General features: G+C 64.8%; 17 protein-coding genes. 9 read left to right on the top strand and 8 right to left on the bottom strand.

The features are described from left to right. Positions 1-10 precede the first annotated feature (10 nt). Positions 11-730: a ribonuclease PH gene (rph, locus tag ATB98_RS10530; RefSeq protein WP_066873098.1), complete on the bottom strand. Its 720-nt coding sequence runs from the start codon at positions 728-730 to the stop codon at positions 11-13. Positions 731-889: 159 nt separating this feature from the next. Between rph and hrcA the strand changes: the two genes are divergently transcribed. Together hrcA and grpE are read left to right on the top strand one after the other, a co-directional pair. Continuing rightward, positions 890-1,969 carry a heat-inducible transcriptional repressor HrcA gene (gene hrcA, locus ATB98_RS10535; RefSeq protein WP_066873100.1) on the top strand — a complete coding sequence of 360 codons (1,080 nt, stop codon included), beginning with the start codon at positions 890-892 and terminating at the stop codon, positions 1,967-1,969. Positions 1,970-2,281: 312 nt separating this feature from the next. Next, the gene (gene grpE, locus ATB98_RS10540; protein WP_066873103.1) at positions 2,282-2,905 is read left to right on the top strand and encodes a nucleotide exchange factor GrpE; all 624 of its coding nucleotides are present in this window, start codon (positions 2,282-2,284) and stop codon (positions 2,903-2,905) included. A 206-nt stretch (positions 2,906-3,111) separates the two neighbouring features. On the opposite strand, the gene ptsN is transcribed toward grpE, so the two are convergent. The 6 genes from ptsN to lptC all read right to left on the bottom strand — a co-directional run bounded on the left by ptsN (position 3,112) and on the right by lptC (position 8,476). Then, positions 3,112-3,576, bottom strand: a complete 465-nt coding sequence (ptsN, locus tag ATB98_RS10545; RefSeq protein ID WP_066873106.1) for a PTS IIA-like nitrogen regulatory protein PtsN — start codon at positions 3,574-3,576, stop codon at positions 3,112-3,114. Positions 3,577-3,751: 175 nt separating this feature from the next. Further along, positions 3,752-4,324: a ribosome hibernation-promoting factor, HPF/YfiA family gene (hpf, locus tag ATB98_RS10550; protein ID WP_066873109.1), complete on the bottom strand. Its 573-nt coding sequence runs from the start codon at positions 4,322-4,324 to the stop codon at positions 3,752-3,754. A gap of 273 nt (positions 4,325-4,597) precedes the next feature. Continuing rightward, positions 4,598-6,151, bottom strand: a complete 1,554-nt coding sequence (gene rpoN / locus ATB98_RS10555) for an RNA polymerase factor sigma-54 (RefSeq protein ID WP_066873111.1) — start codon at positions 6,149-6,151, stop codon at positions 4,598-4,600. 241 nt (positions 6,152-6,392) lie between these two features. Beyond that, positions 6,393-7,205 (bottom strand): LPS export ABC transporter ATP-binding protein, encoded by an 813-nt coding sequence (gene lptB, locus ATB98_RS10560; protein ID WP_157111038.1) that lies wholly within the window; start codon positions 7,203-7,205, stop codon positions 6,393-6,395. A gap of 14 nt (positions 7,206-7,219) precedes the next feature. Then, positions 7,220-7,789: an LptA/OstA family protein gene (locus ATB98_RS10565; RefSeq protein WP_066873113.1), complete on the bottom strand. Its 570-nt coding sequence runs from the start codon at positions 7,787-7,789 to the stop codon at positions 7,220-7,222. A gap of 18 nt (positions 7,790-7,807) precedes the next feature. Then, positions 7,808-8,476, bottom strand: a complete 669-nt coding sequence (gene lptC, locus ATB98_RS10570) for an LPS export ABC transporter periplasmic protein LptC (RefSeq protein ID WP_066873115.1) — start codon at positions 8,474-8,476, stop codon at positions 7,808-7,810. 344 nt (positions 8,477-8,820) lie between these two features. On the opposite strand from lptC, the gene sppA reads away from it, so the two are divergent. From sppA to ATB98_RS10585, 3 genes are all read left to right on the top strand, one after another. After that, positions 8,821-9,780 (top strand): signal peptide peptidase SppA, encoded by a 960-nt coding sequence (gene sppA, locus ATB98_RS10575; protein ID WP_066873117.1) that lies wholly within the window; start codon positions 8,821-8,823, stop codon positions 9,778-9,780. 205 nt (positions 9,781-9,985) lie between these two features. Further along, entirely contained in the window at positions 9,986-10,297 is a 312-nt protein-coding gene (locus ATB98_RS10580; protein WP_066873120.1) for an integration host factor subunit beta, read from the top strand. A 179-nt stretch (positions 10,298-10,476) separates the two neighbouring features. Continuing rightward, complete coding sequence (locus ATB98_RS10585; protein ID WP_066873123.1) at positions 10,477-10,821, top strand: DUF1049 domain-containing protein; 345 nt, start codon at positions 10,477-10,479, stop codon at positions 10,819-10,821. 24 nt (positions 10,822-10,845) lie between these two features. Here the strand turns inward: ATB98_RS10585 and ATB98_RS10590 are convergent, their stop codons facing one another. Next, entirely contained in the window at positions 10,846-11,304 is a 459-nt protein-coding gene (locus ATB98_RS10590) for an SRPBCC family protein (RefSeq protein ID WP_066873199.1), read from the bottom strand. A gap of 189 nt (positions 11,305-11,493) precedes the next feature. On the opposite strand from ATB98_RS10590, the gene ATB98_RS10595 reads away from it, so the two are divergent. From ATB98_RS10595 to ATB98_RS10610, 4 genes are all read left to right on the top strand, one after another. Then, the gene (locus ATB98_RS10595; protein ID WP_066873126.1) at positions 11,494-12,651 is read left to right on the top strand and encodes a class I SAM-dependent rRNA methyltransferase; all 1,158 of its coding nucleotides are present in this window, start codon (positions 11,494-11,496) and stop codon (positions 12,649-12,651) included. After that, a complete protein-coding gene (locus ATB98_RS10600) occupies positions 12,648-13,505 on the top strand; it encodes a TrmH family RNA methyltransferase (protein ID WP_066873128.1) in 858 nt (285 codons plus the stop codon). The genes ATB98_RS10595 and ATB98_RS10600 overlap by 4 nt, the downstream gene beginning before the upstream one ends. After that, positions 13,505-14,005 (top strand): signal peptidase II, encoded by a 501-nt coding sequence (gene lspA / locus ATB98_RS10605; protein ID WP_066873204.1) that lies wholly within the window; start codon positions 13,505-13,507, stop codon positions 14,003-14,005. Before ATB98_RS10600 ends, lspA begins: the two co-directional genes overlap by 1 nt. Before the next feature lie 134 nt (positions 14,006-14,139). Then, positions 14,140-16,335 (top strand): hybrid sensor histidine kinase/response regulator, encoded by a 2,196-nt coding sequence (locus ATB98_RS10610; protein WP_234781900.1) that lies wholly within the window; start codon positions 14,140-14,142, stop codon positions 16,333-16,335. Position 16,336: the final 1 nt, after the last annotated feature.

A 16,336-nucleotide genomic window follows, 5' to 3' on the forward strand; every position in this document is an offset into this window, starting at 1 on the left:
CGGCCTGCCGCTACCCGGCGACCGCCTGCTTCTGCAGTTCGACGAGTTCGGCGATGCCGTTCTTGGCAAGCTGCATCAGCGCCGCGAATTCTTCCTCGGTGAAGGGCTTGCCTTCCGCCGTTCCCTGGATCTCCACCAGCCCGCCGCTGCCCGTCATGACGAAGTTGGCGTCGGTTTCGGCGGCCGAGTCTTCGAGATAATCGAGATCGATCACCGCCTGGTTGGCGAAGATGCCGCAGGAGATGGCGGCGACATGGTCCTTCAGCACCTTCTCGACCTTGACCATGTTGCGCGCCTCCATCCACTTCAGACAGTCGTGGAGCGCGATCCAGGCGCCGGTGATCGAGGCGGTGCGGGTGCCGCCGTCCGCCTGGATGACGTCGCAATCGATCGAGATCTGGCGTTCGCCGAGGGCGGGCAGGTCGACGACGGCCCTGAGCGACCGACCGATCAGCCGCTGGATCTCCTGCGTGCGGCCGCTCTGCTTGCCGGCGGACGCCTCGCGCCGCATGCGCTCGCCGGTCGCCCGCGGCAGCATGCCGTATTCGGCGGTGATCCAGCCCTTGCCGCCGTTGCGCAGCCATGCGGGAACCTTCTCTTCGAGGCTCGCCGTGCAGAGCACATGCGTGTCGCCGAAGCGCACCAGGCAGGATCCCTCCGCATGCTTGGAGAAATTGCGCTCGAAGGACACCTTGCGCATTTGGTCGGTTTTTCTGCCGGACGGCCGCATTCTCAACTCCTATCCTATCTGCTGAGAGCTTCTAAATCATGGCGCGGACAAAGGGAACCGGTTGATACCGGAGGAGGGCGGCGATTTTTCCCTTTTGCCATTGCCCGCGCTGATCACTATATTTCCGCAGGATACGAATGACTGTTCGCATGGAGTGACATGGTACTGCGCAACCCTGCGATGATGGGAATTGCAGCGACGCTGGACGAGCGCTCCCGCGAGATCTTCCGCCGCATCGTGGAGACCTATCTGGAAAGCGGCGAGCCGCTCGGCTCGCGCAATCTCTCGCGGCTGCTGCCGATGTCGCTGTCGCCCGCCTCGGTGCGCAATGTGATGAGCGATCTCGAGGATCTCGGCCTCATCTATTCGCCCCATGTCAGTGCCGGACGGCTGCCGACGCAGACGGGCCTGCGCTTCTTCGTCGACGCCTTCATGCAGGTGGGCAATCTCTCCGCCGACGAGCGCGCCTCGATCGAAAGGCAGGTACGCCGCGGAGATCGGGATCAGCCGGTCGAAAGCGTGCTTGCCGAGGCGAGCCAGATGCTCTCCGGCATGTCCCGCGGCGCCGGGCTCGTCATCACCACGAAGAGCGATCCGGTCCTCAAGCATGTCGAGTTCATCCGCCTGGCGCCGACCAAGGCGCTGGCGGTCCTCGTCGGCGAGCATGACCAGGTGGAGAACCGCATCATCGAGCTGCCGGCCGGCACCACCAGCGCGCAACTGACCGAAGCGGCCAATTTCGTCAATGCCCATCTCGCCGGGCAGACGATCGCCGAGGGGCGCGCGCAACTGACGAAAGTCAAGGATACCGTGCGCGGCGAGCTCGATGCGCTGTCGCAGGATCTCGTCGAGCGCGGGCTTGCGATCTGGTCGGGCAGCGAAGGCGACGGCAAGCCGGCGCGGCTGATCGTCCGCGGCCGCGCCAACCTGCTGGAAGGACTCGAGGGAACCGAGGACATCGAACGCCTGCGGATGCTGTTCGACGATCTCGAGAAGAAGGACAGCCTGATCGAACTCCTCGATCTCGCCGAGAGCGGCCCGGGCGTGCGCATCTTCATCGGGTCGGAAAACAAGCTGTTCTCGCTTTCCGGCTCGTCGCTGATCGTCGCGCCCTACCGCGACGGCGACGATCGCATCGTCGGCGCGGTCGGCGTCATCGGCCCGACGCGGCTCAACTATTCCCGCATCGTGCCGATGGTCGATTACACCGCCCAGCTGATGTCACGGCTGTCGCGCTGAAGCATTTTGCAGTCAGGTGGCATCACCTGACGTCGCACAAATGCGGCAAACAAACTGAAGCATTTTGCAGTCGGGTGGCATCATTTGGCGTCGTACAAATGCGGCAAACAAACAGATCGAGCGGGACGCGAAAGCATCGTCGCCCGGTAGCGTGCAGCGGTTTGGCATAATGATGAACCGATGGACCCTTGATTTTTCGGGCTCAAACCTCGATATCGGCTTCAAATCCTGGCAACAGAACGTTCAAGCAGAGCGACTTCCGCTGGTTTGATGATGCCGAACACACCAAAGAGAAAACATTCGGAGAACGTCATGACCGACGAAACGAACAAGAACGGACCTGAGGCCGCGGCGCCGGAAGAGAACGCCAAGGCTGCTGCGCCGGAAGCGACGGAAAAGCCGGAAGCGGATGCTTCCGCCGTGCCGGATCCGCTTGAGCTCGCCAAGGCGGAGAACGCCGAGCTGCGCGACAAATATCTTCGCCTTGCCGCAGAGATGGACAACCTGCGCCGGCGCACCGAGCGCGACGTCAAGGATGCCAAGGCCTATTCCGTCGCGGGTTTTGCGCGCGACATGCTGGCGGTTTCCGATAACCTGCGCCGCGCGCTCGAGGCCATTCCGGCCGGTGCGAGGGAGTCGGGCGACGCCGGCCTGAAGGCGCTGATCGAGGGCGTCGAAATGACCGAACGCTCGATGCTTGCGGCGCTCGAGCGCCATGGCGTGAAGAAGCTGGAGCCGACCGGCCAGAAGTTCGACCCGAACTTCCACCAGGCGATGTTCGAGGTGCCGAATAGCGAGGTTCCGAACAACACCGTCGTGCAGGTCGTCCAGGCCGGCTACACGATCGGAGAGCGGGTGCTGCGCCCGGCCATGGTCGGCGTCGCCAAGGGCGGCCCGAAGGTTGCTGCTGCGGAAAACGAGTCGCCGGCCGCCTGACGCCGGCATCGATGCGTGCTCGAGGCGCCGCGCATTTTTTTGAATGCGCGGCGCTTGCTGTTTGTAATTGAGGTGGAATCCGGTCGGACTGCCGCGGCCGAGATCGGACTGCCGCATTTGTGCGACGTCAGACGTTTCCGCCCGACTGCAAAATGCTCTCAGGCGCTTTCGAAGCGCGTCGTGTGATTGGTTGGAGGCAGCGGGCTTCAGGCGGCGTGCGAGGTCGTGTCGTCGCTGAGAAGCGTGTAGATCGCGCTTGCCGAATCGCTCGCCCTGATGCGTGTCACCATGTCATGGTCGCGCAGCACGCGCGCGATGCGCGACAGCGCCTTCAGATGGTCGGCGCCGGCGCCTTCCGGTGCGAGCAGCAGGAAAACGAGATCGACCGGCTGATCGTCGAGGGCTTCGAAGTCGACCGGCGTTTCGAGCCGGGCGAAGATGCCGACGATCGAGGGAAGTCGGCTGAGCTTGCCGTGCGGGATGGCGATGCCGTTGCCCACACCGGTCGAGCCGAGGCGCTCCCGTTGCAGGATGACGTCGAAAATCTCCCGCTCCGGAAGATCGGTGAGTTTCGCTGCCTTGGCTGCCAGTTCCTGAAGGAGTTGCTTTTTCGAGTTGGCCCTCATGGCCGGGATGATCGCATTTTGATGCAGCAAGCCTGCCAATGCCATTCTCTTATCCTCGTTCGCCGGTCAGAGCCCGACAATCTCACCACAAAACCGCCTTGATGGCTCTACCCATCTTTGTCCCGGCGGGTCGAATGCACAGAAAAGTCATCCTTTTCCATCTGCCCGCCGGTCGGAACAGCGGGGAAGGCCGGGCGTTTTCGGCCTTCCCCCGTCCGACTCATGCCTTGATATTGGCGGCGTCGATCCAGCCAATATTTCCGTCGTTCCGTCGATATACGATATTCAGGTCGTCCTTGCCGGGGCTGCGGAACATCAGCACCGGCTCGTCCGTCATGTCCAAGGCCATGACGGCATTGGCGACGGACATCGTCCTCAATTGTTTCGTGGTTTCGGCGACGATCGTCGGTGCGTAATCCTCGGGGACTTCCTCGTCCTCGTAGGGCACCGAGTCCATCACCCGGTAGGCCACCTCTGTCGAATTCTGGCCATTGCCGTTGTGATGGTCCTTGAGCTTGCGCTTGTAACGCCGGAGCCGCTTGTCGATTCGGTCCGCGGCCCCATCGAAAGCCGCCTGTGGATCGTTCGCCTGCCCATTTGCCTGCAAGACTACGCCCGTATCGAGATGAAGCTTGCAGTCGGCGCTGAAGCGCGACCCCGACTTTTCCACAGTGACCTGGCTCGAATATCCTCCGTCGAAATATTTGGCTACGGTCTGGCGCATTTGCTCGTCGATGCGCGAGCGGAACGCTTCGCCGATTTCCATATGCTTTCCGGATACACGCACACTCATGGAGTTTCCTCTCTCGTTCGTGACTTGCGTATCCAGTCTATTCCAAGCGCTGCCGTCATCCAAGCTTTTCAGCAAAGTCGCAGGCGCCGCCCTCGTAAATTGCGGCGGCCTCATATCTGCTGCATCGCGAAGAGTCAATCAGAGGCCGTGAAAATAAACGTTTGCCGCGGCCGCCGGTTCCACGGGAGCCCGCAATTCGGGCCCGTTCTCGACCCGAGAGGCGGCCGGTGAGGACGGCGATCGGAGCGCCGATCTCGGCAGGATTGCGGCCGATCAGACGCCCGCGGCCTTGGCGAGCGCGCGCTTCTCGCGCCGGCGCTGGACGGAGGAGGGGATGTTCATCGCCTCGCGATACTTGGCGACGGTCCGCCGGGCGATGTCGACGCCGGCCTGCTTGAGGATGTCGACGATGTCGTCGTCCGAGAGCACGGCGTCGGCGCTTTCCTGGTTGATCATCGTGCGGATGCGATGACGGACGGACTCGGCCGAATGGGCGTCGCCGTTTTCCGCCGAGCCGATCGAGACGGTGAAGAAGTATTTCAGCTCGAAGAGGCCGCGCGGGGTCAGCATGTACTTGTTGGAGGTGACGCGGCTCACCGTCGATTCATGCATCTTTATCGCGTCGGCGATGATCCTGAGGTTCAGCGGGCGCAGATGGTCGACGCCGTGAAGGAGGAAGGCGTCCTGCTGCCGGACGATCTCGCTCGCCACCTTGAGGATCGTGCGGGCGCGCTGGTCGAGGCTGCGCGTCAGCCAGTTGGCATTCTGCAGGCACTCGTTGAGGAAGGCCTGGTCGCCGCTGTTCTTCTGGCTGCCGCGCGATATCTCGGCGAAATAGTCGTGATTGACGAGAACCCGGGGCAGCGCGTCGGGATTGAGCTCGACGAGCCAGCCGCCATCGGGTCCGGCGCGCACGACGACATCGGGAATGATCGACTCGGAGACGCCGGTTTCGAAACTGGTGCCCGGCTTCGGATCAAGCTTGCGGATCTCGGCAAGCATGTCGACGAGATCCTCCTCGTCGACGCCGCAGATCTTCTTGAGGCTGGCGAAGTCGCGCCGTGCGAGCAGTTCGAGATTGGCGACGAGCGCCTCCATCGCCGGATCGAGGCGATCGCGGGCGCGCAGCTGGATGGCGAGGCATTCCCCGAGCGTGCGCGCGAAGACGCCCGGCGGATCGAACTGCTGGAGGACGAGGAGCACGCGCGCCACGTCCTCGTTCGCCGCGCCGAGCCGCTCCGCCGTCTCGGCGAGATTGGCATGCAGATAGCCGGCATCGTCGAGCTGGTCGATCAGATGCTGGGCGATCAGCCGGTCGGAGGGGGCGCCGAGCGCGAAGGGAAGCTGCTCGATCAGCGCCTCCCGGAGGGTCTTGCGGCAGGCGACGAAATCGTCGAGATCGTAGCCGTCGCCGCTGTCGCCGTCGCCGCCCCCCGGCATCGACTTCCACTGGCCGAGGAGTTCCGGAGCATCGGCTCGCTGAGGCGCGGTGTCGTCCTGGAAAACATTGGCGAAGTCGGCGTCGAGCTCTTCGCTGAGCCGCTCGCCGGGGTGCGATGTGGCGCTGTCATAGAGGTCGCCCCGCCCGGCCGGCTCATCGGCGTCTGCGCCAGTGTCCGCCGGGGCTGCCGCCGCCTCGTCGCGGCCGATGCGCTCGATCTCGTCGCCGGCCTGGAATTCCAGGAGCGGGTTCTTCTCGACTTCCTGCGCGATGAATTGCGTCAGCTCGAGATGCGTCATCTGAAGCAGCTGGATCGACTGCATCAGTTGCGGCGTCATGACCAGCGACTGCGACTGTCGCAAATGAAGGCTGGCGGACAAGGCCATGCTGACGCGAAACTCCCGTCTCCAGGGCCGCGCCTGCATGGACGGGCCCTTTTTTAGAGCGGGATGCGCTCACATGCGTTCGCGCCACCGCCCTAGCTTTTTGTTCTTGCCGCATTTGTGCGACGTCAGGTGGCTCCACCTGACTGCAAAATGCTCCAGTTGGCCCAAAAATTGCTTATTAGTTGGATTTGGTCAAGCGCAGACGCGGCCGGAGACGGCGGATTCGCCGCGCCGGGCGCGATCACAAGCTGAAGTTATCGCCGAGATAGAGCCTGCGCACGTCCGGATTGGTGACGATGTCGTTGGCGCGCCCATGCGTCAGCACTTCGCCCGCATGGATGATGTAGGCGCGGTCGATCAGCCCCAGCGTCTCGCGGACATTATGGTCGGTGATGAGCACGCCGATGCCCCGCGAGGTCAGATGGCGCACCAGCGCCTGGATGTCGGCGACCGAGATCGGGTCGACGCCGGCGAAGGGTTCGTCGAGCAGCATGAAGGTTGGATCGGTCGCAAGCGCCCGGGCGATCTCGAGGCGGCGCCGTTCGCCACCGGAAAGGGCGATCGCCGGCGATTTGCGCAGGTGCGTGATCGAAAATTCGCCAAGCAGGTCGTCGAGCTTCGCCTCGCGCCGGTCGATGTCCTTGTCGTGCACCTCGAGCACGGCGCGGATATTCTCCTCGACCGTCAGGCCGCGAAAGATCGAGGCCTCCTGCGGCAGGTAGCCGACGCCGAGGCGCGCCCGGCGATACATCGGCATCGTGGTGACGTCGTTGCCGTTGATCTCGATCGACCCCTCGTCGACCGGCACCAGGCCGGTGATCATGTAGAAGCAGGTCGTCTTGCCGGCGCCGTTGGGGCCGAGCAGGCCGACGGCCTCGCCGCGACGCACGACGAGCGACACGCCGTTGACGACGCGGCGCGAACGGTAGGACTTCGTCAGCCCGCGGGCGATCAGCGTGCCGTCGTAGCGCGCCTTGTCGACGGCGCGGGCAGCCACGACCGTCGCCGACGGCTTCCTCACCCGTTTGCGCTTGTGAAAAAACGGAATCTGCACGAGCGGATCTTGTGTCAATTCTGCTGCTGCTTGCGCGACTTCGGATCGAGCTGGATCTGCACGCGGCCGCCGCAGGCCTCGAGCTGGGCTGCGCCCGTGTCCATCTGCACGTTCAACTGGCAGCCGACGAAGACGTTCTTGCCTTCCGACAGGACCACCTTCTCGCCCTTGAGCACGATCGTCTGCTCGGTCAGGTTGACGAGCCCGCTGTCGCCCGTCGCCTGCTGCGTGCCGGAGCTCAGGAAGACCTTGCCGTCGACCTCGATCCGGTCGATGTCGGCGTCGCCGCTGGTGACGGTCGCGCCCTCGGTCGCCTTGTAGAAGACGGTCATCGTGCCGGCCTGCAGCGTCGTCGTGCCCTGGACGACCTTCACATTGCCGGTGAAGATCGCCTTGCTTTCGGGATCCTTGATCTCGAGCTTGTCGCTCTCGATCTGGATCGGCTTGTCGTTGGAGAGCTGGATGCCCTTCATACGGCTGGAGGTCGCCTGCGCCGCGGCGCCGGAAACAATCAGCAAGGTGCCGAATCCGGCAGCGGCCAGAGCGGCTGAAATCTTCAAAAAGGCGGCGGGTTTGACCGACATGGTTGCACCGGAGCTCTGTTATTTTGCGTTCTTGCGGATGGCGGTGGGTTCGACGTTGACCCGTACCATGCCTTCGAATGTTACAATACGTCCCTTATCTGTCATTCGCAGCTTCTGCGCAATGATCGATCCGCCCTTCATGCTGATCGCAATCGGTTGTTTCGTTTCCATTTCGCCGGCATTGATGTTCAGATAGGCCGACTGGAAATCGGCGTTGACGCCATTATTCATGGAAATAGTGAACGGCGCGTTCATGTCGAGCGTGTTCGCGCCACGGTCGTAAATTCCGCTCTCCGCATCGACGGTCGCGATCAGCGTGTCGTTGACCGGCATCTCGGCGTGAATCGTCTCCAGCGTGATGATGTTCGGATTGGCGATGTCCTGAAGCGCGCGCAGAGCCTTCATCGAATAGCTGATATCCTGCTTGTTGCGGCCGGAAATCGCCGGGTTCTGCATGACGATCTTGCCGTTCTCGATCGTCGCCGTGTCGAGGTGCAGTTCTTCCGGCAGGAAGGCGCGGACGAAGGAAACCGCCATGAAGATCAATGCGATCGCACCCGCGGCCAGCGGCAGAATGACCTTGAGCCGGCGCACGCGCGCCGAATGCCGCGCGGCCGAAGCGTAAGCCTCGGCGGAGCTCGTGCCCGAATCGATAAAGAGTTCGGGAGATCGCGCTTCGTTCAGCATGGAGGGCCTGTCAGTTCGTTGGATCGCGGAATTCCGGGAAACCCGCATATACATACACTGGCGTAAGTCACGGCGAATATGGTTATTTTGCTACCGTCCGACAATGGAGCGGCAAAAACTTTGCACGGCGGCGAGTGCAGGCGCCTTGGTGTCGAGCCGCCGTCCTCTTGGCCTGGCTGGTACATGCTCCCTCATATTGGTATCGATTTGAGGAAGCATGCGGCAAGGCATGATACCTTCGGCGGCCTTGCGCCACCGCAAGACCTAGCTTGCCGCGGCTCGCGCAGATAGCATGTTCCGCGGGAAACTGACAGGACCCGGGGCAAAGAAATCGGGAGATACTCATGGACGAACTCGCCATTGCCGACCGCCGCCATCTGCGAAGGAAGTTGAGCTTCTGGCGATGGGCGACGGCTGCCATCCTCGCCATTGCCGGTTTCGCGCTGTTTGCCTATTCCGGATGGGGTGAAGTCCGGGAACGCGCGCGCGATCACGTGGCGCGCGTGAGCGTTTCGGGGCTCATCCGCGATGACCGGGAACTGGTCGAGCGGCTCGAGCGGATCGCCGACAACCCGTCCGTCAAGGCGTTGATCGTGACGATATCGTCGCCGGGCGGCACCACCTATGGCGGCGAGGTCATCTACAAGGCGATCCGCAAGGTCGCGGCGAAGAAGCCGGTCGTCTCGGACGTCCGCACGCTTGCCGCCTCCGCCGGCTACCTGATCGCGCTCGCCGGCGACCGGATCGTCGCCGGCGAGACGTCGATCACCGGCTCGATCGGCGTCATTTTCCAGTATCCGCAGGTCAAGAACCTGATGGACAAGGTCGGCGTGTCGCTGGAATCGATCAAGTCGAGGCCGCTCAAGGCCGAGCCGTCGCCGTTCCATCCGCCGAGCGACGAGGCGCGGGCGATGATCCAGACGATGATCGACGACAGCTATGCCTGGTTCGTCGATCTGGTGGCCGAGCGGCGTAAACTGCCGCGAGCGGATGCGCTTGCCCTGGCCGACGGCCGGATATTCACCGGGCGGCAGGCGCTCGAGGGCAAGCTCGTCGACACACTCGGCGGCGACGACGAGATCCGGGCCTTCCTGGCCGAGCGCAAGGTCTCGAAGGACCTTCCGGTCGTCGATTGGGAGGCGCCGAGCGGCGCGCTGTCCTTCGGGCTCGCGACGCAGGCCGCCGAATGGCTCAAGCTGTTGGGATATGACGCTTTTCCCGCGACGAAGGGCGCCGAAAAACTGGGCCTGGACAAGTTGTTTCTTGACGGTCTTGTCTCGGTTTGGCAGGTTGATGGGCAATGAGGAAGCCACCTTCCGCCGCTCTGCGCCCTGCAGCACCGCACGTCTCGTTCAGACATGCAAAGGTCGCTGCGGCAGCTGGATGGGGGCCTTAAATCCGCTTGGATTTAGGGAAACGTTCCGGTGGCCCGGTGGCCGCAGGCAGGATTCGAGGCCTTCCGAATTTCGCGAGACGCAGAGAAGAAGCAAAAAAACCAAGGGGGCGAAAGTGATCAAGTCAGAACTGGTGCAGATTGTCGCCGCGCGCAATCCGCATCTCTATCACCGCGATGTCGAGAATATCGTCAATGCGGTACTCGATGAGATCACGGATGCGCTCGCCGCCGGAAACCGCGTCGAACTGCGCGGCTTCGGTGCCTTCTCGGTGAAGAACCGCCCGTCGCGTTCCGGCCGTAACCCGCGCACCGGCGATTCCGTCTTCGTCGAGGAAAAATGGGTGCCCTTCTTCAAGACGGGCAAGGAGCTGCGCGAGCGGCTCAATCCCGGCATGAACGGCAAGGACGACAGCGAAAAGGACTGACGACAAGGGCCGCAGCATCGCAAGGAGGGGCCGAGGCGTCCTCCGGCGAGCGGCTGCGTCTCCTTTGAATGCGCGCGGCGCGCCGGCCGAAGCTGGCAGGCGAGCCGACGCGACAGCGGGACGAGACGCGCGCGGCTTTCCGCCGAGGTCTCGTTTCAATCCATGGTCGGAGCGGGTGCATGCTCAAGAAGCTGGTCAATATCGTGATATTCGTGCCGCTCGGCATTCTTCTCATCGTGCTGAGCGTCGCCAATCGCCAGACGGTGACGCTTGCAATCAATCCGTTCGACACGGCCGACCGCATGCTTTCGGTTTCGGCACCCTTTTTCGTCTTCCTCTTTCTCGCCGCCATCCTCGGTCTCGTTCTTGGAGCCGCGGTGACCTGGTTCGCCCAGGGAAAATACCGCCGCCGCGCCCGCAACGAGGCGAGCGAGGCCATGAAATGGCACCGCGAAGCGGAGAAGCACCGCAGCCAGGCGGAGAAGCTGGCGGCGCAGACAACCCTGCCGTCGCCTCAGAATTGAGGCGCCTTACTATTACTTGGCCGCTTACTTGGCCGCTTGGGAAGCGCCGCTGACCGCGAGGTTGAAGTCCGAAAAGAACTGCTGCGCGAGCTTGCGCGCCGTCGAATCGATCAGGCGCGAGCCGAGCTGCGCGAGCTTGCCGCCAACCTCCGCCTTGACGGCATAGCGCAGCAAGGTCTCCGCGTCCTCCTCGGCGAGCGTGACGTCGGCGCCGCCCCTGGCGAAGCCGGCTATGCCGCCCTTGCCTTCGCCCGATATCGTGTAGCTCTCGGGCGGGCTCAGGTTGGAGAGGATGACGTGGCCGTTGAAGGTCGCCGAAACCGGGCCGATCTTGATCTTGACCACGGCGGCGAGCTCCGTCGGCGATTTCATTTCCAGCGACTGGCATCCCGGAATGCAGCGCCTCAGGGTCTCGGGGTCGTTCAGGCCTTGCCAGACGGCATCGCGTCGGGCCGCGATGCGTTCCTCTCCCGTCATCTCCATGAACGTCTCCTCCCGTTTGCTCCTCGCTTCGATCTTCGCAACCGGAAACGGCTTTGCCAAGAGCATTCGCGGTGCTATTGCACCCCTTGAGCAATGGCGGCTACGGCGCCGCGCGTCTCCTCGACGCGCAAGCACCATCCGGGAGGCCGGTCGGCCGCCAAGATTTGAACAGGTCCAAGGGTCAGCCTCGTGAAGGAAAAGGATCGGCGATCGAAGAATGCCTCCGTCACCGCGGCCAAGGGCCGTGGCGCGGAGGCGCGCGGCGGCCGCCAGGAACTGAGGCACCAGCCACCGAAGGGGAGCGGGCCGAAGGGAAGGACCGGCGGTCCGCCTCAACCGAAACCCCTGCCGCAGAAGACGAAGCCGCATGAGCCGGGACGCGCCGTGGCGCCGGAGAATGCGCCCGCACGCCGCATCGAGATCAGGCCCGGCGAGAAGCCGGCCGAGACGGTGCCGCTCATCCTCGTGACGGCGGCGACCGCCGGCTATCACCTGATCGACAGCGGCAACGGCGAGAAACTGGAGCAGTACGGCCCCTATCGCATCGTCCGCCCGGAGGCACAGGCGCTGTGGCCGAAGGCCCTGCCGCCGGCGATCTGGGAGAAGGCCGATGCCGTCTTCACCGGCGATACCGACGAGGACGGCATGGGGCGCTGGCGTTTTCCGCGCGAGGTGCTCGGCGAGACCTGGCCGATGCAGCTTCTCGACACGGACTTCCTCGGCCGCTTCACCTCCTTCCGCCATGTCGGCGTCTTTCCGGAACAGCTTGCCCACTGGTCATGGATGAAGGACCAGGTGGAGGCCGCCGGCCGGCCCCTCAAGGTGCTGAACCTCTTCGGCTATACCGGCGTCGCCTCGCTGATCGCGGCCAGGGCGGGCGCGGAGGTGACCCATGTCGACGCCTCCAGGAAGGCGATCGGCTGGGCGCGCGAGAACCAGGCGTTGGCGCGCGCCGAAAAGCTGCCGATCCGCTGGATCTGCGACGACGCGATGAAATTCATCCAGCGCGAGGAGCGGCGCGGCAGCCGCTACGACATCATCCTGACCGACCCGCCCAAATTCGGCCGCGGCCCGAACGGCGAAATCTGGCAGCTCTTCGACCACCTTGCGGCAATGCTCGACATCTGCCGCGAGATCCTGTCGCCGGAGGCGCGCGGCCTCGTGCTCACCGCCTATTCCATCCGCGCCAGCTTCTATTCGATCCATGAGCTGATGCGCGAGACGATGCGCGGGCGCGGCGGCCGGGTCGAATCGGGCGAGCTCATCATCCGCGAGGGCGGTCTCGACGGCTCGACGCCCGGCCGGGCGCTCTCCACCTCCCTCTTCAGCCGCTGGGTACCGAAATGAACCACGACAGAAGCGATCACGCCACGCCGCGCGTCGGCCAGGTGAAGGAGGTCACCAGCCTCGCCAATCCGATCATCAAGGACATTCGCGGGCTCGCCCAGAAGAAGCACCGCGACGAGACGCATTCCTTCATGGCCGAGGGGCTGAAGCTCGTCATCGACGCGCTCGACCTCGGCTGGAAGATCAAGACGCTCGTCTATGCCAAGGCCGCGAAGGGCAAGCCGCAGGTGGAGCAGGTGGCGGCGAAGACCGTCGCCAAGGGCGGGCTGGTGCTCGAGGTCAGCGAGAAGGTGATCTCGACCATCACCCGGCGCGACAATCCGCAGATGGTGGTCGGCATCTTCGAGCAGCGCTACCGGGCGCTGAAGGACATCCATCCCCAGGAGGGCGAGACCTATGTGGCGCTCGACCGCGTGCGTGATCCCGGCAATCTCGGCACGATCATCCGCACGGCGGACGCTGCCGGCGCCTCCGGTGTCATCCTCGTCGGCGAGACCACCGATCCCTTCTCGCTCGAAACCGTGCGCGCGACGATGGGCTCCGTCTTCGCCATGCCGATCGCGCGGGCGGGTGCCGAGGATTTCATCAGTTGGCAGAAATCGGCGGGCGTCCAGGTGGTGGCGACGCATCTGGCGGGTTCGGTCGACTATCGCACGATCGACTACCGCTCGAAGCCGGTCGTGCTCTTGATGGGCAACGAACAGGTGGGCCTGCCGGTTGAACTCGCGCGCGAAGCCGGCGCGCTCGCCCGCATCCCGCAGGCAGGGCGCGCCGATTCGCTCAATCTCGCGATCGCCACCGGCATCATGCTGTTCGAGGCCCGCCGTCATCTCCTGTCCCTGGATGCCTTATGATGAATGAAGCAAGGACCCTGTTCTCGCGGCCGCTGCCGATCGCGCTCTTCATCCTCGTCGCGATCGCGGCCGATCAGCTTATCAAGTATCTGGTCGAAGCCTTTCTGCCGTTCCAGGAGGCGGTGCCCGTCGTTCCGATGCTCGCGCTCTACCGGACCTATAATTACGGCGTCGCCTTCTCCATGCTCTCCGGCATGGAAGGCTGGTTCATCGTCGGCATCCGGCTGGCGGTCGTCGCCTTCGTCGTCTGGCTGTGGCGCCGCACGCCGAGCGACCGCTTCTTCGCCCATCTCGGCTATGCGATGATCATCGCCGGCGCGCTCGGCAATCTCGTCGACCGGCTGCTCTTCGGCTATGTCATCGACTATATCCTGTTCCACACGGCCACTTGGTCCTTTGCGGTCTTCAATCTGGCCGACAGCTTCATCACGCTCGGCGCCGGCGCGATCATTGTCGACGAACTGCTGCAGGCAAAAAGAACGCGTTCGCTAAAACTTTAGAGAGGCGCTGAAGGCATTCGGAAGGCTCGCCATGCTACGCCCGGGGCATGAGCGAGCCGTCACCCACTCAGCGAGCGACAGGGGCCGGCGCGGGCTTGGGCCCGCGCCAGGGCAAGACCGTGCCGGTTCAGGCCATGCGGGGCGCGGCTGTGCTTCCGTCGCCGGCAGCCCTAAGTGGCCCCGTCGCCCGCATCGCCTTTGCCCTCGTCGGCATCGCGGCGGCGGCGCTGCTCCTTGCCGTCGCCGTGCGTGCGGGGCTCCATTTGCTGCCGGTAGTCATCGCGGTCGGGGGCCTTGCCGGCGCCTTCCTGCTTCTTGCCGACGAGCGCGAGGCTCCGGTGCCGCGGACGGTTGCCGACGAAGATGCGCAGGACGCGGTGTGGCAATCGTCCGAAACCGCGGCGCTCCTTTCGACGATCCACGATGCGCTGGGCGACCTCGCCGTCATGCGCGGCATGGATGGCAGGATCGTTGCGGCCAATCGCCTCTTCCATCAGGTCTGCGGCCGCGCGGATGCGAGAGGGGCGACATGCGCGGAGCTGGGCCTGCGCTTTGAGCCGGCCTCGGGTCCCGACCATTACCTCGCGCAGATCGCGACGCCGGCCGGCACGCGCCTTTACGATTGGCATGACGTCGTCCTTCGCGAGCCGGCGCAGGGACGGCTGATCCGCCACAGCATCGCGCGCGACGTGACCGAGGAAGCGCTGGCCGCGAGCGAGAGGGAGGAGGCGCGCCGCCGTGCCGAGGAGGCGAGCCGGGCGAAGTCTCGCCTGCTCGCCACCGTCAGTCACGAGATCCGCACGCCGCTTTCCGGCATTCTCGGCATGAGCCGGCTGCTCGCCGAGACGCGCCTGTCCGGCGAACAGAAGAATTATCTGGCAGGCATGCAGCAATCCGGCCATGCGCTCGTCCAGCTGGTCGAGGACCTGATCGATTTCTCGTCGCTTTCGGCCGGACGGTTCCTGTTGCATCCGGCCGAACAGGATCTGCGCCAGGTGATCGAGAACGTGGTGGAAATGCTGTCCCCGCGCGCGCATGAAAAGGGCATCGAAATCGGTGCGACGATTGCCGCGGACGTGCCTCGACTGATGACCTTCGATGCGGCGCGCCTTCGCCAGGTGCTGTTCAACGTCATCGGCAACGCGGTGAAGTTTACCGGGAAGGGCGGCGTCCTCGTTGCCGCCGATGTCTTCGATGGCGCGCTGCGCATCCGGATCGACGACAGCGGACCCGGCATGTCCGCCGACGAACTTGCGCGCGTCTTCGACGAATTCGAGCAGGCCGGTGACGATGCGCAGCGCGCCAAGGGGACGGGTTTGGGCCTGGCGATATCGCGCCGGATCATGGAGGCCTTCGGCGGAAGCCTGACGGCGTCGAGCGTTGCCGGAAGGGGCAGCCGCTTCGAGGTCCGCTTCCCGGTGGCGGGCGCCGACCTCTCGGTGGATAAGCGGCGCCGCGTGCTGGCGGGCGCGCATGTGCTGGTGCTGGCGCCGGACGGTCCGGTTGCGGCCGCCCTTGCGGCGACCGTCGAGACGCTCGGCGGCGAATGCCGCCGGGCGGCGACCGTTGCCGATGCGCGGGCCGCGATCGCCCGCGCCGCGGCCGATCGCCTGCCGCTGACGGATATCATCGTCGACTATCGCCGTGCGGCCGAGTTCCGCGAGCTTCTTGCCTCCGATGAGGCGAGGGGAGGGCCGGTAGCGGGCCAACTGACCTTGCGCCGGACCTGCCTGATCAGCCCCGAGGAGCGGGCGAGCCATCCGGTCAGCCGCATGGACGGCTATGAGGCTTGGCTGATCCGCCCCTTGCGCGAGAAGTCGCTCGTCGACGTCCTGCTCGGCCGCCTCAAGGGCATCGAAAAGCGGGATGCGATCAACGACAACCGGCCGGTGCTGCGGGAGGAGCCGGCGCGTGCCGCCGCCGTGGCGAATGCTCGCCGGGTCCTGCTTGCCGAGGACGATCCGGTCAATGCGCTCATGCTGCGGACGGTGCTGGCGCGCGCCGGCCACGCCGTCGATCACGTCAGCGATTTTGCAGCGCTCGAGGCGGCGCTCCACGGAGCCGGCGTGCGCCAGGTCGCGCCGGCCCTCGTCGTCACGGACCTCAACATGCCGGGCGGCGACGGTCTCGCCATGCTGAGCCGCCTTCGCGAGCGGGAGGCGGCCGGCGGCGGCCGGCGCCTGCCGGTTATCGTCCTGACCTCGGACAATCGCGACGGCCTGCACCAGAGCCTCATCGCGGCCGGCGCCGACGCGGTCATCGCCAAGCCCGCCGACCCGACGCGGCTTCTCGCCGAGGTCGGCCGCTTTCTCGCGGGCGGGGCAGCCTGAT

This window comes from Sinorhizobium saheli, from assembly GCF_001651875.1.
Taxonomy (GTDB): Bacteria; Pseudomonadota; Alphaproteobacteria; order Rhizobiales; family Rhizobiaceae; genus Sinorhizobium; species Sinorhizobium saheli.